This is a genomic window from Halosimplex rarum (assembly GCF_047715405.1).
Classification (GTDB): Archaea; Halobacteriota; Halobacteria; order Halobacteriales; family Haloarculaceae; genus Halosimplex; species Halosimplex rarum.
The window spans coordinates 2,662,205-2,682,001 of the sequence record NZ_CP180412.1; the positions used below are offsets into that span (position 1 = coordinate 2,662,205).

16 protein-coding genes are annotated in these 19,797 nt (G+C 66.4%); 9 read left to right on the forward strand and 7 right to left on the reverse strand.

The features are described 5' to 3' along the window. Positions 1-96: 96 nt before the first annotated feature. Positions 97-1,305: a CynX/NimT family MFS transporter gene (locus ACMGFH_RS12810; RefSeq protein WP_415378834.1), complete on the forward strand. Its 1,209-nt coding sequence runs from the start codon at positions 97-99 to the stop codon at positions 1,303-1,305. Positions 1,306-1,394: 89 nt separating this feature from the next. Then, a complete protein-coding gene (ddh, locus tag ACMGFH_RS12815; protein WP_415378835.1) occupies positions 1,395-2,324 on the forward strand; it encodes a D-2-hydroxyacid dehydrogenase in 930 nt (309 codons plus the stop codon). Between the two features lie 33 nt (positions 2,325-2,357). On the opposite strand, the gene ACMGFH_RS12820 is transcribed toward ddh, so the two are convergent. Next, entirely contained in the window at positions 2,358-3,323 is a 966-nt protein-coding gene (locus ACMGFH_RS12820) for an NADPH:quinone reductase (protein WP_415378836.1), read from the reverse strand. Between the two features lie 120 nt (positions 3,324-3,443). Beyond that, positions 3,444-4,433, reverse strand: a complete 990-nt coding sequence (locus tag ACMGFH_RS12825; protein WP_415378837.1) for a ferritin-like domain-containing protein — start codon at positions 4,431-4,433, stop codon at positions 3,444-3,446. 1,496 nt (positions 4,434-5,929) lie between these two features. Here ACMGFH_RS12825 and ACMGFH_RS12830 point away from each other — a divergent pair. Together ACMGFH_RS12830 and ACMGFH_RS12835 are read left to right on the forward strand one after the other, a co-directional pair. Next, the gene (locus ACMGFH_RS12830) at positions 5,930-7,135 is read left to right on the forward strand and encodes an enolase C-terminal domain-like protein (protein WP_415378838.1); all 1,206 of its coding nucleotides are present in this window, start codon (positions 5,930-5,932) and stop codon (positions 7,133-7,135) included. A gap of 6 nt (positions 7,136-7,141) precedes the next feature. Continuing rightward, positions 7,142-8,173, forward strand: a complete 1,032-nt coding sequence (locus tag ACMGFH_RS12835; RefSeq protein ID WP_415378839.1) for a TIGR03560 family F420-dependent LLM class oxidoreductase — start codon at positions 7,142-7,144, stop codon at positions 8,171-8,173. A gap of 102 nt (positions 8,174-8,275) precedes the next feature. Here ACMGFH_RS12835 and ACMGFH_RS12840 read toward each other — a convergent pair whose 3' ends face one another. Both ACMGFH_RS12840 and ACMGFH_RS12845 read right to left on the reverse strand, forming a co-directional pair. Then, positions 8,276-8,533 (reverse strand): hypothetical protein, encoded by a 258-nt coding sequence (locus ACMGFH_RS12840; RefSeq protein ID WP_415378840.1) that lies wholly within the window; start codon positions 8,531-8,533, stop codon positions 8,276-8,278. A gap of 107 nt (positions 8,534-8,640) precedes the next feature. Then, the gene (locus tag ACMGFH_RS12845) at positions 8,641-8,844 is read right to left on the reverse strand and encodes a hypothetical protein (protein WP_415378841.1); all 204 of its coding nucleotides are present in this window, start codon (positions 8,842-8,844) and stop codon (positions 8,641-8,643) included. Positions 8,845-9,019: 175 nt separating this feature from the next. Here ACMGFH_RS12845 and ACMGFH_RS12850 point away from each other — a divergent pair, with 175 nt between their 5' ends. The 4 genes from ACMGFH_RS12850 (at position 9,020) to ACMGFH_RS12865 (ending at position 15,300) form a co-directional block, all read left to right on the forward strand. After that, complete coding sequence (locus tag ACMGFH_RS12850; protein WP_415378842.1) at positions 9,020-10,879, forward strand: ABC transporter substrate-binding protein; 1,860 nt, start codon at positions 9,020-9,022, stop codon at positions 10,877-10,879. Positions 10,880-10,969: 90 nt separating this feature from the next. Next, complete coding sequence (locus ACMGFH_RS12855) at positions 10,970-11,965, forward strand: ABC transporter permease (protein WP_415378843.1); 996 nt, start codon at positions 10,970-10,972, stop codon at positions 11,963-11,965. Beyond that, complete coding sequence (locus tag ACMGFH_RS12860; RefSeq protein WP_415378844.1) at positions 11,952-13,082, forward strand: ABC transporter permease; 1,131 nt, start codon at positions 11,952-11,954, stop codon at positions 13,080-13,082. Before ACMGFH_RS12855 ends, ACMGFH_RS12860 begins: the two co-directional genes overlap by 14 nt. A gap of 73 nt (positions 13,083-13,155) precedes the next feature. Beyond that, positions 13,156-15,300, forward strand: a complete 2,145-nt coding sequence (locus tag ACMGFH_RS12865) for an ABC transporter ATP-binding protein (RefSeq protein WP_415378845.1) — start codon at positions 13,156-13,158, stop codon at positions 15,298-15,300. 81 nt (positions 15,301-15,381) lie between these two features. Here the strand turns inward: ACMGFH_RS12865 and ACMGFH_RS12870 are convergent, their stop codons facing one another. From ACMGFH_RS12870 to ACMGFH_RS12880, 3 genes are all read right to left on the reverse strand, one after another. Next, positions 15,382-15,684, reverse strand: a complete 303-nt coding sequence (locus ACMGFH_RS12870) for an L-rhamnose mutarotase (protein ID WP_415378846.1) — start codon at positions 15,682-15,684, stop codon at positions 15,382-15,384. 74 nt (positions 15,685-15,758) lie between these two features. Beyond that, positions 15,759-17,375: a glycoside hydrolase family 28 protein gene (locus ACMGFH_RS12875; RefSeq protein WP_415378847.1), complete on the reverse strand. Its 1,617-nt coding sequence runs from the start codon at positions 17,373-17,375 to the stop codon at positions 15,759-15,761. Between the two features lie 55 nt (positions 17,376-17,430). Further along, positions 17,431-18,693, reverse strand: coding sequence for an MFS transporter (locus tag ACMGFH_RS12880; protein WP_415378848.1), 1,263 nt, complete (start codon positions 18,691-18,693; stop codon positions 17,431-17,433). Positions 18,694-18,810: 117 nt separating this feature from the next. On the opposite strand from ACMGFH_RS12880, the gene ACMGFH_RS12885 reads away from it, so the two are divergent. After that, positions 18,811-19,797: an LLM class flavin-dependent oxidoreductase gene (locus ACMGFH_RS12885; protein ID WP_415378849.1), complete on the forward strand. Its 987-nt coding sequence runs from the start codon at positions 18,811-18,813 to the stop codon at positions 19,795-19,797.

Genomic DNA, 19,797 nt, shown 5'->3' on the forward strand with positions numbered 1-19,797 from the left:
CCCCATCGATACCGTCGCCCGTCCGTCCGCGGACGGTCCGTCCGAGTCGTCGCCGACTCGGCGAGCGCCAGCGCTCACCCTACCGACGCGATCGCGATGAGCGAGTCGAGCGCGGGGGCCGAGGCCGGTCGGACGGTCCCCCGCGGTCGCGCGGGCGTGTTCGTCTCTATCTGCGCCTTCTCCTTCCTGGTGAACTTCGGGCGGATCGCCTTCGCGCCGCTGGTGGACTACTTCATCCGCACCGGCGTCAGCCCGGCCACCGCCGGGCTGGCCGCGACGGCCGTCTGGGTCGGCAGCGCGCTCCCGCGGCTCCCCACCGGGTACCTCCTGACGAAGGTCGCCCGTCACCGCGTCCTCGTCGGGATGGGGCTCTTTCTCGCTGCGGCCGCGGGATTCACCGCGTTCTCGCCGGACATCCGCGTCACCGTCGCCGGCGCGCTGTTCGTCGGTCTCGCCTCCGGGGTCTTCTTCATCGCCGCCAACCCACTGGTCAGCGAGCTCTACCCCGAGCGCGTCGGTCTGGCGGTCGGCTTGCGGGGGATGTCCTCGCAGATCGCCGCCGTCACCGCTCCGTTCCTCGTCTCGCTGGCGATCGGATTGGGGTCCTGGCGGCTCTCGTTCCGCGCGCTGGCCGTCCTCTCGGTCGCCCTGACCGTCGTCTTCGTCTTCGCGCTCCGGCGGGCCGACCTGCCGGAGGCGGGCGTCGACGATCGGGAACTCCTGGGCGCCATCCGCGCCCAGTGGCGTCTGGTCGCGGCGGGCGTCGTCTTCGTCGGCTTCAGCGGCTTCGTCTGGCAGGGCGTGTTCAACTTCTACGTGACCTACCTCGGCGCGAAGGGGTTCGCTTCGGGTCCGGCGAACACGCTCCTGACCGTGACCTTCGCCGCGGGCGTGCCATCGTTCGTCGTCGCCGGCCGCCTCGCCGACCGCTTCTCCTATCTCTCTGTCCTGCTCTCGATCCTCGCCGGGTTCGTCGTCACGCTCGTCGCGTTCACGCTCGTCACCGGCTGGCTCGCCGTCGCCGCCGTCTCGGTCGTGATGAGCCTGATCGTCCACGGGCTGTTCCCGGTCGCCGACGCCTACCTGCTCGACTCGCTGCCCGACGAGAACCGCGCGAGCGCCTACTCCGGCTACAGCGCGGTCATGATGCTGATGCAGGCGCCGGGGAGCGTCGCCGTCGGCTCGCTCGCGGAGTTCGGCTTCTCGTACTCGGGCGTCTTCCGCGGCTACGCCGCCCTCGTCGCCGTCATCACGATCGCGATGGCGGCGCTCGCGCGCGCCGGGCAGCTTCCCACCGGCGAGTGAGCGACCGGCGAGTGGCCGCTCCACTGTTGTCGCCGCTCGCGCCCCGGTTCGGAGCAAACGTTACTGTCCGACGCCGAGTAGCCGAATTCATGCACATTGACCGGATCGGGATCGACGAATCGGTCGCGGCGGTGTTCCCGCCGGAGCCGCTCGCCCAGCGCCTCGCGGAGGCCTCGGTCGACGTGACCGTCGTCGACGGGTCGCCCGACTCCCTCGCCGACTGCCAGGCCGTCGTCACGCTCGACCATCGCGACTCGTTCCTCGACCTCGAGTGGGTCCACTCGATACAGGCCGGCGTCGACAGGTTCCCGCACGACCGCTTCCGGGAGGAGGGCGTCGCCCTGACGAACAGCACCGGCATCCACGGCGACGCCGTCGGCGAGACGGTCGCCGGGTTCGTCCTCGCGCTCGCCCGCCGGATCCACGAGCACGTCACCCACCAGACCGACCGCGAGTGGTCCCGGCCCGACTGGGACGACGGGTGGACCGTCGCCGGCGAGCAGGCGTGCGTGGTCGGCCTCGGCGGTCTCGGCCGCGGCGTCGTCGACCGCCTGACCGGTCTCGGGATGGACGTGGTCGGCGTCCGCCGGTCGCCCTTACCCGAACCCGGCGTCGATCGGGTGTACACAGTCGACAGACTCCATGAGGCCGTCGCGGACGCGCAGTTCGTCGTCCTCGCGGTCCCCCTGACCGACGAGACCCGCGAACTGATCGGTGCCGAGGAACTCGCCGCCATGCGCGAGGACGCCTACCTGATCAACGTCGCCCGTGGCGGCGTCGTCGACCAGCCGGCGCTGGTAGAGGCGCTTCGGGACGGCGAGATCGCCGGCGGAGCGCTCGACGTCTTCGAGACCGAACCGCTCCCCGAGGACTCGCCGCTGTGGGACATGGACGACGTGATCGTCTCGCCGCACTGCGCGGCGTACACCCGCGACTACTACCGCCACGTCGCGGCTATCCTGGAAGAGAGCGTCCGCCGGATCGCCGACAGTGAAGACCCCGTGAATCGGGTGCTCTGAGGGGTTCCGGACGTCCTCGTCCGGTACTCTCCGTTACGGCTCGATCACGAGCTTGCCGAGGAACGAGTCCTCCAGCACGGCACGCTGGGCCTCGCCCGCTTCGTCCAGCCCGTACGTCCGCGCGAGTTCGATGGAGAGCGCGCCGCGCTCCATGAGGTGGGCCACGCCGCGGAGCGGGACCCGCAGGTCGGGGGTGTTGAACATCGACATGAACTGGTAGGAGACGTCCTTCGAACGGGCGGCGCCGTCGTTCGTGAACGCGGGGTCCGGGCTGTTCTCGCCGATACCGACGACGCGGGCGCCGGTCGCGGCCACGTCGGCGTCGAACTGGAGGTAGTCGTCGAGTCGGTGGTCGAGAATGACGTCGACGCCGCCGCCGGACGCGTCCGTGACGGCATCGGCCAGGTCGTCGCGGCCGTAGTCGAGGACAGTCTCGGCCCCCATGTCGGCGAGTTCGTCGTGGTACGCCTCCCGGCTGGTGGTTATCACTCGGGCGCTCACCGCGTCAGCGACCTGGACGGCCGCGTGGCCGACGCCCCCCGATCCGCCGTGGATCAGGCAGTGCTCGGCCGGGTCGAGGGCCGCGTGGTCGACGAGCGCTCGCCAGGCCGTCACCGCCGCGACGCCAGCGGCGCCGGCCTCGGTCAGATCCGCCCCGTCGGGTAGATGGACGACTCGATCGGTCGGGACCGTCGCGTACTCGGCGCAGGCGCCCTGGTGGCCCCCGTTGCCGATACCCGTCCCGAAGACGCGGTCGCCCTCGTCGAACTCGTCGACGCCGTCGCCGGTGACCGCGACGACCCCGGCGACGTCGACGCCGGGCGTGAACGGCAGGGCGACCGGTTCGTACGATCCGTCGCGGAAGTACGTGTCCACGGGGTTGACGCCCGCGGCCGCGACCTCGACGAGCAGTTCGTCCGGACCGGGCTCCGGACGGTCGACGTCCTCGACTGCGAGCGCTTCGGGACCGCCGTGTTCGTTGAGCCGAACAGCGCGCATATCGGTTCTACCGACGGAGCGGACCGCCATAACTGTGGGCGACGCGTGTCTGTCAGCCGACCGGACGAGCGAGCCGGTGGAAAAATGGGGGGTGTCGCGGCCCGTTTCGGCCGGTCTCCGTTACTCCGAGTCGGTCGGCGTGTACGTCTGCGTCGGTGTCTCCGTTCCATTGGGCGTCCCGTCCGGTGTTTCCGTCGGCGTCTCGGCCGGCGTCTCTGTCTCCGCCCCCGGTGGCGTCTCGGTGTCGGTCGGCGTCTCGGTATCGGTCTCCGTCGGCGTCTCGGTATCGGTCTCCGTCGGAGTCTCGGTCTCAGTCTCCGTCGGCGCCTCGGTTTCCGTCCCTTCGTCAGTGCTCTCGTCCTCGCCGTCGTCCTCCGACACGATGAACTGGCTGACGGCATCGAGCACTTCCTGCTGTGAGAGCGCGGGGTCGAAGGCCTGCGGGAACGGCGACATATCGGTGACCTCGTTGAAGATGGCGGCGTGGCGCGCCTCGACGCTGTGTATCGACAGCGCGGCGCCGAGCAGGTCGGGACTCTCGATGTACGGCGCCGCGCCTGCGTACGCCCCGACGCCGGTGTTTTCGAGAACCTGCCCGAGCGAGAGGAAGTCGTCGACGGTCTCGACACCGAAGTCGTAGGTCCCCTCCTCCGCGGGGTCGCCGCCCAGCAGCTCCACGGCCTGCGTGAGCACGTCCGCGTGGGCCGTCTCGTGCTCGCCGACCGATTGCGCGTAGCCGTACAGCTCTCGGCGGAACTCCTCGTCGTAGGACTGCAGCTGTTCGGCCTCGACGAAGTCGTCTTCGTCGAACATCTCCAGCGCCTCGCGGTAGAAGGCGTCCTCGAGGTGCTCGAGCGTGAGCGCGTAGTTCAGGACGTCGACGTCGGTCCCCTCCACGTCGTCGAACGAGGCCGTCATCTCTTCGGCCATGCTCTCGTCGTCGTCCTGTGCCAGCGCGGCTCCTGCACCGCCGCCGAGCGCCAGCAACGTCCCGCCCGCCAACGCCGTGCGTGCCAGGAATCCTCTTCGGGAGTTGTTCTCTTCGAGCGGCGCTTTCACGGTGGATGCGATCTGTTCTGCGATCTCGTGTGTGTCGTCTTGGTCTGTCATAGGTTCGCTGGAGATCGGCGATCCAGCGTATCCTCGCAAGGAGTTCTTCCGGTTAGTTATGAGCCGAAGTGGGAGAATAAGCTGGACACACGTGTGAGTAACATCAAAAATCTGGATCTCACGCCGGTTATCGACGGTCCCGTGGCAGTATCACCTCGTGTCGAGTCGCGTGGCAGTTCCGCCTGCTCCCGTCCCGTCAGTGGATTCCTCGCCGACGGTCGCTTCAGTACCTAATCATTAAGGCGCTGCGAACTTCCGTCTCCGGCCCCTACTTCGGAATGGCTCGTGCCGATGCGAGCCCCATCCCACCACGGATGCACCCCACCCGCGACCCACCCTGTCCACACCCACCCGTTCCCGCGCTCGGGGGAGCGTAGGGACCCACCTTTCCGTCGTCCGCCTTCGCTCCCGCCGTTGCGCTCTTATCGATTCGTTGCGCTCCTCTCGATTCCCGGAGCTTCCGCCGTTCGCCGTTTCCGCCCGTCCAGGCTCCGCTTTCCCACCGGTCCGAACCCGTCCGCAGCTCACCCCTCTCGGTCGAGCCGCGACCGCGTGCCCCCCGATAGAACCCCGGGTTCAGAGATGAATGATATCTAATAGTCAGCGATACGTATTAGATATATTAGTATTGTGTGGCGGGTTTTTCACCCGAACGCCACGCTGTCGACTGTCGCTGTCTCGATCGGGTGTGCCGAGTGGAAGCCACCGTCGTTTCGGGCCGACGACCGGATATTACGGACCGTGATGGCTGCCGTGGGGAAGACGCGTCTTCGTCCCCTTCCGACACTCACTGCATCCGGAGAGCAGAGCGGACCCGTCACGAGGAGGCGCGATTGAAAAGATGCAGACCGTATCGCCGGCATCTCGGAGAGTTACGTTCCCTATCGGCGCCACGCGGTGCGTCCCCCAGGCATCGCTCGGAACGCGATCCACATCGCGGAAACATAGTTCATCGGATATGATACCGTATCAGTCAGTTCCGGCCGCAGCCTGCTGTCGTAATCGCCTTTCGACCTTTCCGACCCCCGGTCGGCCGACGCCGAAGGTGAACTCGTCCAGAAGCGCACGATTCGGTATTACCGGACGAGATTGTCCGCGTTGAATTACAGAATTAATCTTGTAATCCCACTCAGATCGACCGGTTCCCGCGGACTCGAACCGTGGAGCACTCCCGTTTCGGCGTGTCGTCAGGAGCGGCTGAGGTTACTTCCGGTAATCCCGGAAGAAGTGGCTGCGAGATCGGGCTATTGCCGGGATAGTTCGACATCTGGATGCGCGTATCGCGCTAATCGGAACGAAGGTTCCGGTAATGCCAGAAGTTATTGGAAACTGGTAACTCGCTGCAGGCACCGATGGCAAGTCAGTCCGGGGAACGCGCCCGGTAGTCGGACGCCGGTGGCGAAAGTCCCTCGATGGCCGCCGGTTCGGCGGCGAGTCACACAAGGATTATATAAAGGTTAGCCGATGTAACGGACGAACGGCGGTCAGCAGCTACTATGGAGATCACCGACATCGACGTTACGAGCGTGAGTACAGAATCCTGGGGCGAGTTCGTGGAGTTCCCCCTCGTCACAGTGATGAGCAAGTACGACGAGTACAACAACGCCGACGGGGACAACCCGCAGGCCCGCCGCAAGTGGATGGGGCCCGTGGGCGACGTCGTCGTCGAGGTCCACACCGACGCCGGCATCACCGGCGTCGGCCACGGCAACTGGGCGACGGGCGCCATCGAGACCATCGTCGAGGAGACCCTCTCGAAACTCGTCGTCGGCGAGGACCCCCAGGAACGCGAGCGCCTCTGGGACATCATGTACCGGGCAACGATCCCCTTCGGCCGGAAGGGCGCCGCCATCGAGGCGATCAGCGCCGTCGACCTGGCGCTGTGGGACATCGCCGGCAAGGAGGCCGACAAGCCCGTCTACGAACTGCTCGGCGGTCCCGTCACAGACGAGATCCCCTGCTACGCGAGCAACCTCCACCCGGTCGATATGGACAAACTCGAACGCGAGGCCCTCGAATACGCCGAGAAGGGCTTCGACGCGATGAAGCTCCGGTTCAGGCACGGTCCCGAGGCCGGCCGCGCGGGCATGAAGGAAAACGAGGAGATCGTCAAGACAGTCCGCGACGCCGTGGGCCACGACATCGCCATCGCCGGCGACGCGTACATGGGCTGGTCGGTCCGCTACGCGAAGAAGATGCTCGACAGGCTGGAGAAGTACGACATGGAGTGGGTCGAGGAGCCGGTCATCCCCGACGACATCGACGGCTACGCCGAGGTCCGCGAGTCGACGAGCATCCCGATCTCCGGCGGCGAACACGAGTTCACCCGGTGGGGTCACGAGGAACTGCTCGAACGCGGCGCCGTCGACATCCTCCAGCCCGACGTCCACCGCTGTGGCGGGCTGACCGAACTCCAGAAGATCGACGCGCTCGCGAGCACGCACGACGTGCCGGTCGTCCCCCACTCGGGGACCAACCCGCACCTGCACTTCATCGCCGCGTCGACGAACGCCCCGATGGCCGAGTACTTCCCCATCCCCGAGTGGTTCCAGGAACAGCAGGAGGAGAAGGACTCGACGTACGCCGACGCCATCTACGAGCACCCGCCGGACGCCGAGGACGGCGTCATCCCCCTGCCCGACGGGGTCGGCCTTAGTTCCGAGCTCAACCGCGAGGCCCTCGAGAACTACGCCGTGGAGTGACAAGCCGTGAGCGACATCAGCTTCGAGTACAACGTGCCGGTGTTCGCGGGCGCCCCCGACGAGGGCAGCGAGCCGATCCACCGCGACACGCCGGCCTACGAGTCGCTCGACTGGGAGACCACCCTGGAGGGCGTTCGACGCGCGGAGGAACTGGGGTTCGACGCCGCGTGGGCCCCGGACCACCTGATGCTCGGCCGCGACAACGCCGAGTACGAGTGCTGGACGCTGCTGTCGGCGCTCGCCGGCGAGACCGACGACATCGACGTCGGCTCGCTCGTCCTCTGCAACGATTACCGCAACCCCGCGCTCGTCGCGAAGATGGCCGCCACGCTCGACGTGGTCTCCGGCGGACGGCTACAGCTCGGCCTCGGCGCCGGCTGGCACGAGCCCGAGTACGACGCCTACGGCTGGGAGTACCGCGACGGCTTCGAGCGCCTCATGCGCCTCGACGAGAGCATCCGCCTGATGAAGCGGATGTGGGACACCAGCCCCGGCGAGGGCGCCGACTTCGACGGTGACCACTACCAGATCGAGGACGCTCACTGCGAACCCGGACCGGTGCAGGACCCCCACCCGCCGATCCTCGTCGGCGGCCAGGGCGAGGAGGTCACCCTGAAGCTCGTCGCCAAGCACGCCGACGTGTGGAACACCGACGTGTTCAACGGCGACGTGTCGACGCTGGAGCACAAGATATCGGTCATCGAGGACCACTGCGAGACGGTCGGCCGCGACCCTGATGACATCGAGTACTCCTGGGACGGCCACGTCATCTGCACCCGCGACGAAGCGAAATTCGACCGCCTGCTCGACCTGATGACGCCGATCCAGTTCGAGGAGGAGTACCAGGACCAGGCGCCCATCGAAACGGAGGAAGACGCCCGGGAGTACTTCGTCATGGGGACGCCCGAGGAATGCGCCGAAGCCATCGAGGACCGCGTCGAGGCCGGCGTCACGAAGTTCCAGTGCTGGTTCGTCGACTACCCGGACTTCGATGGCATGGAGCTGTTCGCCGACGAAGTGATGCCCGAGTTCGCCTGACCGCGTCTCGATTCTCCACCCGACGGGGACCCGGTTCGGCCGCTTTCCGGTCCTGTCGTAACGGCCCGACTCGTAGGAGGGAAACTGGCTCGATAGAGAGGCTCAACCCTTCGTCCCGCGCTGGGAGAGGTGGGTAAAGGCGTACGCGCCTACCCCTATCAACACCAGCGCGAATCCCCATATCGGTAACATCCCGGCCCAGACGCCGGTGTTGAGTGCGAACCCGATCGCGATAAAGACGGCTCCGAGCGCCGCGATCTGCAGCGAGAACGCGGAGCGGAGCGAACCGAGTGCGGTGAGCGAGCGCTGGGGCGAATCGTGCGAGTCCGAACTGGGACTCTCGTCGGCATCGACGGCCATAGGGAAACGTCACCCCACGTCCGGATAGTTGTTTCGCCGGCACGGACACACGGGACGCCCGGTTCCCCGTCGGATACTCGACCGTCGCGAGGGGCCGGCGGGACCCGTCAACCGAGGTCGAAAACGTCCCATTCGAAGTAGGAGATGAGCGCGACGAGCGCCAGCATCGTGAGACAGAGACCAGCGGTCATCACGGCGACGACGTACGAAGCGGTGCCCGGTTCGAGGTACGGGTAGGAAAACCCCAGTAGGAGCAAGAACAGAACGTTTATTCCGAACACTAACTTCAACACCGAGCGCGTGCGATCCATCGAAAACCGATACCGAACGAACCGACAAATAGCTTGTCTCCCTCCCTGCGTGTTCCCGTACCAACTAGCTACCAAGTCAGTGTCGAACGGCAATAATCTTCAACGAAATTTATTTATGTGAGTCCAGGGAAAATACGGCCGGATGTCAGACGATAACAGACGTCAATCCAGGTGGATGAGCCGACGGAACGCCCTGAAGAGCGGTCTCGCCGGTAGTGCGGCGCTGCTCGCGGGGTGTAGCAGTGATTCCGGCGGTGGCGACGGTGGAGACGATGGGGACGGAGACGGGGGTACCGGAACGCAGACCAGTGATCCTGTGCAAGAACGCGTCGACAAACGGTTTACCATGGCGCTCCACCGTGGGACCTACAACATGTCCAACGCCTCGTGGAACCCGTACGATCCCCAGGCCACGATGGCGAACTTCGACCCGCCGGGGCTGATTTACGATCCCACGTTCATCTGGCATCATAGCCACAACAAGGGCCAGGGTGTCATCGCGAACGACTGGGAGAAAGAGGACGACACGACGTTCCTCGTCGAATTGAGCGACGAGTGGGAGTGGCACAACGGCGATCCGGTCACGACCGCGGACTGGAAGACCGACCTCGACCTCAGCTTCCGCATCTCGGACATCACCTCTCCGGATTCGAACGCGCATTCCGTCATTAGCGATTACGAGGCCGTCGACGACTACGCGATGCGGTTCAACCTTCACGAGGCCTTCAGCACCGACCACGTTATCCAGCACGGCGTCGCCCAGAACCTGATGATCAAGGAGGACATGGGCGATCCGTCCTTCGGAGACTGGCGCGACGACCTCATGGACGCGGACGCAGGAAGCGACGAGGCGTCCCAGACCGTCGCCGACTTCCAGGAGTGGTCGCCGACTCTCGACCAGGTCGTCGGCAACGGTGCGTTCGAGATCAAGGAAGTCACGGACAGCACCTTCGTCACTGAAGTGTACGACGGGCACCCCAACGCGGAGAACATCAACTTCACCGAGTACGCCTTCGAGAAACACAGCGACCAGGTCCTGGCCTTCATGGAAGGAGAGGTCGACGGGATCAGTCTCAATCTCCCCGCTTCGCCGGACGTCATGGACCAGCTACCGGAGCACCAGCCGATCAACCGGGACTACAACCACGTCTGGTCGCTCCTGTTCAACCTCGGGGACTACGACTGGGCCAACTCGCCGGCCGAGAACCCGTCGAACGACCCGATCACGTCCGATCGGCGCGTCCGCCACGCTATCGCGTCCGCCGTCGACAAAGAAGAGATCTTCGCGTCGGTTCCCCAGCAGTACGAACTGTACGAGCTGCCGTCGACGTTCCTCAACCAGAGCACGGTCGACGAGGGAGTGGTCGACGTCGACGGGTACGATCACTACGAGACGGACAACGAGGAGGCGACGGCGCTCATGGAGGAAGCCGGATACCAGCGAGACGGCGGGAAGTGGTACGGCGAGGACGGGGAACCGGCCACGCTCAGGCTGATCGCTCAGTCCGGTACCAGCGTCCAGGTCGACGCGCTCGACTCCGCACGGCACCAGCTAGAGGAGTTCGGGTTCGACGTGACCCTCGACGCCGTCGACGAGGCCACCTACGGCGAAGCCCGGCTCAACGGGGACCACGACATTATCTTCGACAACCACCCGATTTTCTCGCTCACGGGCCTGACGTACGTCGGATTCGTCTGGGAGTGGTTCGCCAACCTGAACCACGCCGATTACGTCAATACGACCTGGGAGATCCCTGCCGAAGTCGGCAACCCCGACGCCAGCGAGACGATGGAGATCAACGTCATAGACAAAATCGAGGAGATTCCCCTCACCGAGAGCTCGGAGCCGCTGCAGCAGCTGACGTGGTTCACCAACCAGGTGCTGCCGATGTACAACTGCGTCGTCGGCCAGGACTACGGTGCGATCAACACCAACGATTGGGTCGTCGAGGCTCCGGACGCGCTGCTGGACAACCGCGTCTGCGAATTCAACCTGGCGCGGGTTCCCGACGCGACGCTCGCCCCGAAGCAGTAATAAGCCGCCTCTCCCCTTTCGGTAACTCAGTGAGATAGACAAGATGAGAACCGTAATGATTGTAGAAAGTAGCAATACGTTAGTAGACAGATGAACTGGAAGATACGCAGGATCGGTCAGGCCGTGTTTACCGTTTTCGCGGTTTTGACACTGTCATTCGTTATGATACGGATGATGCCGGGCAATCCGGTCGACGCGTTCGTCGCCCGAGTCGGCCCCCAGCTGGAGAACCCGCAGGAGGCCTACGAGCGCGCGGAGATGTACATGAACATCAACCCGCAGGAGCCGATGCACATCGCCTACGTGAACTACATGGCGGACATGATTCAGGGCGATCTGGGCCGCTCGATGAGCCAGAACGCCCCGGTCGGTGCCATCATTGCCGAGGCCGTCCCGTGGACGCTGTTCGTCATGAGCTGGGCGGTTTTCCTCGGCTTCGCAGTCGGCATCTCACTGGGCGCACTCATGGCCTACTGGGAGGGGAGCAAATTCGACAGTGCGCTCACCGGCTACGCTACCACCATCACGTCGATTCCCTTCTACGTGCTCGCACTCTTCCTGTTGATGACGTTAGGCTACCAGCTCGGTTGGTTCCCGACAGGCGGTCGGCGACCCGAAGGCGTCGCCGTCGGGTTTAATCTGCCGTTCATGATGGGTATCATCTACCACGCAACGCTGCCCGTCCTCTCAATGTTCGTCGCGTCGGGCGCGGCCTCACTGACGATGCGTGGGAACAGCGTCCGCGTCCTCGGTGAGGACTATCTGCGGGTCGCCCGGCTTCGCGGCCTCTCCGACCGAACGATCGCCATCCGATACGTCGCCCGAAACGCGATCCTCCCCATGTACACCGGACTGATGATCGCTATCGGCACGATGTTCGGTGGGGCAGTCGTCCTGGAGGAGATATTCTCGTACAGGGGGATGGGGTACTACATGATCCAGGCCGTGCGGGCGCGCGATTATCCGTTGATGATGGGGACGTTCACGGTCATCACGATCGCTGTCGTGATCGCGCTGTTGATCGCCGACCTGACCTACGGGAAGATCGATCCCCGTGCAGGGGGTGAAGACCGTGAAGCGTTCTGACGACGACGACCGGCGAGCAGGCGACTCGATCGACGAGTTCGTTCCCGCCCGCCCGGACGAGTCGAGCGGCGACGACTCCGCCGGGAGCGTCCGGAGCGACGGTGGGACCGTCGGATCGGAGTCGCCGTTCGAAACGACCTCGTCTATCGAGGAAACCCGCGGCGACCGGGTCAGGCGATTCTTCGACGAGTTCGTCCGTACCCCCTGGTCGATCCTGCGGGGCGACTGGCGGGCCCTGGCAGGATTCGTTATCGTGAGTGTCTACGTGCTGATGGGGACTGTGGGCGTCTACCTGGTGGAGACGACCTCTCCCGCGGCCGGGCCGAAGCTAGTCGGCGCGTTCCAGACCTCGGAGTTCCCGCTCGGGACGACCTCGGCGGGGAAAGATATCCTCTCGCTCACGGTGCACTCGACGCCGTCGATCATGATTATGATGACGTCAGGCGCCGTGTTCACGGTAGTCGTCGGGACGTTCTTCGGTGTCGTCACCGGCTACAAAGGAGGGCTCGTCGACACCGTACTCAGCACGATCACCGACGTGTTCATCAACATCCCCGGCCTCCCGCTCGTGATCGTCCTCGCGACGATACTCGAAGAGTGGATCAACAATCCCGTCACGCTCGGCGTGCTGCTGGCGATCGCGGCGTGGGCGGGACTCGCCCGCGCGATCCGGTCGCAGGTGCTGACGATCCGGAGCGAGTCGTTCGTCGAGTCGGCCCGGGCGATGGACCTCTCGACGAAGTGGATCCTCTCGCGGGAGATCGTCCCGCACCTGATGCCGTACATCGTGGTGAACATGGTGAACGCGGCCCGGCGGGTCATCTTCGCGGCGGTCGCGCTGTACTTCCTGGGCGTGTTGCCGTTCTCGGACGCCAACTGGGGCGTCATGCTGAACAACGCCTACAACGCCGGCGCGCTGTATCGGCCGTCGGCCTACCACTGGCTGCTCATCCCGATGATCGCCATCTCGGGTATCGCGCTGGGGCTCATCCTGCTCGCGCAGTCGCTGGACCGCGTGTTCAACCCGCGGGTCAGAGCCCGACATCAGGATACCGGCGACGGCGAGCGGCTCGAACCGAGTTCCGAGGACGAGACAAGCGACATGATGAACGTATGAGATCGATTCGACCACTGACGACGACTCGTGACGACCGCACCGAGAGACGAGCCCCCGCACCGGGGGTGGTCCGATGACGATCTCTCAGTCCGACGCGAGCGCCGCTCGACCGGCGGACGACGTCGTCATCGAGCTGCGAGACACGTCCGTCGAGTACGGGATGGACCGGGGGACGTCGAAGGTCCTCAACGAGGTGGACTTCGAGGTCCACCGGGACGAGATCGTCGGCGTCATCGGCGAGTCGGGCTCGGGGAAGTCCATGTTCGCCTCGGCGATGCTCGACGCGGTCCCGGAGCCGGGCGTCACGACCGGCGAGGTGATCTACCGCCCCGAGGACGGCGACCCCGTCTCCGTCACCGACCTCTCGAAAGAGGAGCTGCGGCGGTTCCGCTGGGAAGAGGTCTCGATGGTGTTCCAGGGCGCGATGAGCTCGTTCAACCCGGTCATGACGATCCGGACGCACTTCGTCGAGACGCTCAGCGCCCACGATTACGACGTCGAGCGCGGGATCGACCGCGCCCGAGAGCTGCTGGCCGACCTCTACCTCGATCCCGACCGGATGCTCGATTCGTACCCCCACGAGCTCTCCGGCGGGATGAAACAGCGCGTCCTCATCGCGCTCTCGCTCGTCCTCGAACCCGAGGTGCTCGTGATGGACGAGCCGACGGCGGCGCTCGATCTGTTGATGCAGCGCTCTATCGTCTCGCTGCTCGAGGAGATCAAGGAGAAACACGACCTCACGATCGTGTTCATCACCCACGACCTGCCGCTGGTCGCGGACCTCGCGGACAGGCTTGCGGTCCTCTACGCCTTCGAGTTCGCGGAGGTCGGTCCCTCCGACGACATCCTGGAGAACCCCGCCCACCCCTACACGCGGGCGCTACTGAACGCGACGCCGAACCTCTCGGCGCCGCTGGAGGAGATGCGCCCGATCGAGGGCGAGAGCCCGGACCCGGTGAACATCCCCGACGGGTGCTCGTACCACCCCCGCTGTCCGCTGGCCGACGAGCAGTGCGTCGAGTCCGATCCCGGCCCCTACGACGCGGGACCGGACCACGACGTCCACTGTCACCACTGGGAGCAGTCGGTCGAGGACATCGACGTCTCCTTCGCCGAGTCGGAGGAGCGGGCGTTCACCAGCGCGGCCGAGAAGGCGGCCGACGAGCCGCTCGTGTCGCTCTCCGACGTCGAGGTCACGTTCGGCTCCGAGAACGACGGGTGGCTGGACTTCGGCGAGGACGAGACGGTCTCGGCCGTCGACGGCGTCTCGCTGGACATCTACGAGAACGACGTCCTCGTGCTGGTCGGCGAGTCCGGGTGCGGCAAGACGACGCTGGGCAAGACCGCCGTCGGGTTACAGCGCCCCACTGGGGGTTCGATCGAGTACCGGCAGCAGGACATCTGGGAGGGCAGCGGCGGGACGACTTCGCTCGCCGACGAGGAGATCCGCCGCGCGCTCCAGATCGTCCACCAGGACCCCGGGAGTTCGCTGAACTCCCACCAGCGCGTCCGGACGATCCTCGAACAGCCGCTCAAGCGCTGGCACCCCGAGCTCGACGGCAACGACCGCCACGAGCGGATCCTGGGCATGCTAGAGTACGTCGGCATCACTCCTCCCGAGGACTACGTCGAGCGGTACCCACACCAGCTCTCCGGCGGCGAGCAACAGCGCATCGCGCTCATCCGCACGATGCTGATCAACCCCGATCTCATCCTCGCCGACGAGGCCGTGAGCGCGCTGGACGTGAGCCTGCGCGTCGGCATGATGGACCTCATGATCGAGCTGCAGGACGCCTTCGACACCTCGTTCCTGTTCATCAGCCACGACCTCTCGAACGCGCGCTACCTCGCCGAGAAGACGGGCGGCCGGATCGGAGTCATGTACCTCGGGAGGCTCGTCGAGGTCGGGTCCGCCGAGCAGATCATCCAGAATCCCCAGCACCCGTACACGAAGGCGCTGCGCTGGGCGACGCCGGAGCTGGGGGAGGAGGCGCGGGAGGACCCCCCGATCCGGACGATCGACATCCCCGACGCGCAGGACCCGCCGTCGGGCTGTCGGTACCACACGCGCTGTCCCGAAGCGCGGGAGATCTGTGCGACCGAATCACCCGAGTTCGTCGACGTCGGCGACGAGACGCAGATCCAGCAGAGCGCCTGCTTCCGCGCGCTCGACGACCACCCCTACTGGGACAGCGACCCGATCACCGAGGACTCGTAGTCCGCGGCACCTCCGCTCACCGGGTTCGTTTTTCGAATTCGCCGTCGAACGTATCGGAATCAGCTGGCGCAGTCGTTCGGATCAGACCATCCGGTACACTTCGTCCATCCAGCTGTCGTCCGACTCTTCGAGGATGTCGCCCATGATCTCGTCCCAGTCGGCCTGCGCCTCGCTCTCGGCCTGCACTTCCTTGATCGCCTCGGGATCCTCCAGTTCCATGAACCCGAAGACGTGGCCGTCCTTCTCGAAGACCGAGTAGGTCTCCAGCCCCGCGTCGGAGTCGAGATACGCCCGTTCGAGTTCCTCCGGCACGCGGTCGTGCCACTCGCGGTAGTCGTCTCGCTTGCCGTCCTGAATCTCGAGGTGGAACGCGATTCGCGCCATACGTGCCCGCCGACGGCCGGCGCCGTGATAGCTATTTCCCCGCCTGCGGCCCGCGAGGGGGACGTGCTGGCGCGCTACGACGGGGGAACGTTCCCCGAGGTAGTGAATCCGGTCTCGTCGAGGTCACCGGCCGACGCCGCGTCCGCGAGGTCGTTGCCGGCGAACAGGCGGGCGTCGCGGACCCCGTCGGTCGCGAGGAACTGCCCGGTCCCCGGTCGCGCGCGGGAGTCGCGGACGGAGACGGTCTCGACGCGCTCCAGTGCGACCGCGGCGGCTTCGTCGTCGCGGTGGGCCTGCCGGCCGTCGAATCCGCGGACATCGACATCAGAGGCGCGCTCGCAGGCGAGTCCGTGGGCGTAGTACGCCGGGACGTCGTCGGCCCAGTCGACTCGCACGTCTCGCACGGCGAGGTCGGCGACGCCCTCGCAGTGGAGCCCCGAGATGTCGCGTTCGACGATCGGCGTCTCCGCGGCCGTCGGCTGGAGGTCGAAGTTCCCGCCCGTGCGGTCGCTGTTCTCGCTCCCGTCGATCTCGATGCGCACGTCGTCGAAGGTGACCCCCTCGATCGACGCCTCGTCGGACCCGTAGACGAGCGCGCCGTTCTCGCTCCGGGCGACGACGTTCGAGAAGCGGACGTTCCGGACGCTCCCCAGGTCCGTGTCGTCGGTCCGCGGGAGCGACGTGACGTAGATGGGTTCGGCCTTCCCCCACCACGGACCCGAGAGCAGGCGCGTCTGGACGACGACGTCGCTGAACAGCACGTTCTCGAGCGTGCCACTGTCTCGGTGCTGGATGCCCAGCCCGCGGTTGGTGTCCCGGATCGCGACGTTCTGGAAGCAGAAGTTCCGCATCGGTCCGTCCGTCGCCGACCCGAACTTGATCGCGCAGGCGTTGGACTCCAGCGTGCAGTTGGTGACGGTGACGTCCCCGCAGGGCTGGTCGATCTCGGAGGTCCCGTTCAGGACGATACTGTCGTCGCACGTGACGACCGTGCAGTCCGAGACGTGCACGTCGCGGGAGTCGGTGATCGCGATCCCGTCGTTGTTCGGGATGTACTTGTTCCCGAGCACGTCGACGCCGCGCACGTCGACCCCGGTCGTCCCCTCGAAGTGGAGCGTCCACGAGGGCATGTTCCGCAGCGTGAGGTCGCTGACGAGGACGTTCTCGCAGTCCGCGAAGAGGAACATCGGGCCGGGACGGAACTCGGGCTTGGCGACCGGCCAGTCGTCGGTGTCCCGGCTCCGGTCGAGGTAGTCCTCGCCCTGGCGGGCGTCGTGAGCGCCGCTGGTGATCAGCGGGTGGGCCGAGGACTCACCGGAGTGGCCCTGGATCGGCTCGTCCATCCGCATGATCTCGGTACCGCGACCGTGGAACGTGCCGCGGCCGGTGAGGGCGACGTTCCGACAGCCCTCGGCCACGAGGAACGGGCGCTCGCCGTCGGGGCCGATCCGCTCGTCGGCGTAGTCGGCCTCGTCCGGGCTCGCGAAGACGGTCGCTCCCGGTTCGAGGTGGAGCGTCACGTCGCTCCGCAGCCGGATCGTCCCGGTCTCGTACTCGCCCGGCGGCACGGCGACGCGTCCGCCGCCCCCGTCGCCCGCGGCGTCGATCGCTGCCTGCACGGCCGCCGTGTCCGTCGGCGCTTCGTCGTCGAGGTAGTCCGTCAGCGTCACTGTCGCTCCCGTCTCGGGCATAGGGAAACGGCGGCCGGCGGGACCGTAGGTGTACCGGTGCCCGCCGCGGGGCGGCTCAGACCGACGCCGGGTCGGCGTCGCCCGTCGCGCCGGCGTGCGACTCGACGAGCGTGCGGCCGACCAGCGCGGCCGCGACGAACGAGAGGACGCTGATCGCGGCGAACGCCGACCCGTAGTCCGCGACGGTCGCCAGGGCGCCGACGAGCAGCGGGCCGAGCACGCCGCCGATACCGCGAGCGGTCGATCGATAGCCCATCAGCTCCGACTCCCGGTCGGTCGGAGAGACGTCCCCGATGAAGGCGACGGCACCGACGGTGAGCGCCGAGAACGTCAGCGCGTGGACGACAAGCGCCCCGCCGCTGACGAGCGCCCGGGCCGCAGCTGTCGCGGGGACCAGCGCGGCGACCAGGACGAGCGCCTGCAGGCCGGCTCCGCAGAGCCCGGCGACGATGAGGCGCTTGCGACCCACGACGTCGGAGAGCCGTCCCAGCCCGTACATCGCGGCGACGCGAACCGCCGGACTCACTGCGAGCACCGCGCCCATGACGAATTCGGAGAGCGCCACGTCGCTCACGAGGTAGACCGCGAGGACCGACGAGACGCCCTTCTGTGTCATGTTCCGCAGCGTCAGCCCGGCGTAGAGCCAGCCGAGCCCGTTCGTGCGGAAGAGGTCGCGCCGGTCGCCGGTCGGGTAGAGACGGCGGCGCACGTCGCGCCAGAGGCGTTGGGCCGTGAGGTCGCCGTCGCGGGCGGTCGTCGGGTCCGTCACGAGTGCCGCGCAGACGGTCGTCACGAGTCCGACGGCGACGACGACCCCGTACAGTTGCGTCGGGAGGAGGAGGCCGAGCAGGTACCCGCCCAGGAGTCGCCCGACGATGTCGCCGCCGGACTGGAAACTCGTGTAGAAGCCGATCGACCGGCCGCGGTCGGCGTCGCCGCCCATCTCGCTGACGATCGTCAGCACGACAGACCCGAACCCGGTGACGAAGACTGCGTACAGCCCGCGGCTGGCGATCTCCAGCGGCACGGACCGCGTGACGGCCAGCGGAGCGACCGCCAGCGCCGCGCCCAGACCGGTCGCGACGAGGACGGCCTTGCGTCGCCCGGTGACGTCCGCGACGGCGCCCCAGACCGGCGCGAACAGCAACAGCCCCAGCGAGTAGATCGCGAACGAGAGCGTGACGACGAACGGGGAGGCGTTGCGGCCGAGGTAGACGGTGATCGCCGTACCGAACAGGGCGCCAGCGGTCACGCGACTTATCGCGACGAGCGCCAGGGCGACTTGCGACCGGCGCGCGGCCGAGAGTGTGCGGTCCACGCTATCCATCGGTCACCGTGACGCGGCAAGAATCTTCGCGTCCCGGTCTCGACTTCCGGTGCCGACCGCTCTCGAAATTGGTAAGTGAGTACCGCACACAGTGAGTGACGAACCACGATGAAATTCGGTATTTTCCCGATAGAGGGCGGTGACACCTGGGAGGGTGTCGTCGAGCAGTGTCAGGTCGCCGAGGACGTCGGCTTCGAAACCTGCTGGGTCAACGACCACCAGGCCACCGAGGGCGACAACTACTGGCCGTCGCCGCTGACGCGTCTCACCAGCATCGCACAGGGCACGGAAGAACTCGAACTCGTCACCTCCGTGCTGATCCTGCCGCTGTACCACCCGCTGCACGTCGCCCAGCGCGCGGCGATGCTCGACAACATCTCCGACGGCCGCCTCACCCTGGGGGTCGGCCTGGGCTACGTGGAGGAAGAGTTCGAGGCCTTCGGCGTGCCGATGGACGAGCGCGCGGGCCGGATGATCGAGGGCATCCAGTTCATCGACGAGTTCCTCTCCAGCGAGGAACCCATCTCCTACGAGTGTCCGTTCTTCGAGGTCGAAGACTGGCAGCCGCTGCCCAAGACCATCCAGGAGCCCCGACCGAGCCTCTGGATCGGCGGGTGGGGCCCCAAGCAGATCCGCCGCTCGGTGCAGTTCTCCGACGCGTGGGTCCCCGGTGTGGTCGCGGACCTCGGTATCGTCGAGGACCGCAAGAACCAGCAGCGCGAGCACGTCGAGGAGACCGACCAGGACTGGGAGTCCATGGACCACCCGCTCATGCGCGAGGCGGTCATCGCCGAGACCGAAGAAGAAGTCATGGAGCGCAAAGAGTATCTCCACACCACCTACGTCGACGAATACGGTGGGGAGTTCTCCCACCCGCTGATGAACGCCGATTCCGTCGAGGACTTCGAGGAACTGGCCGACGACCGCTTCATCTACGGTACCCCCGACCAGATCGTCGAGCAGATCGAAGCCATGCAGGACCGCTTCGAACTCAACCAGCTCGCCCTGCGATTCCACCACTCCGGCATGCCCAAAGACCTCGTCGAAGACCAGATCCGTCTGTTCGGCGAGGAAGTCATCCCCGAGTTCAACTAA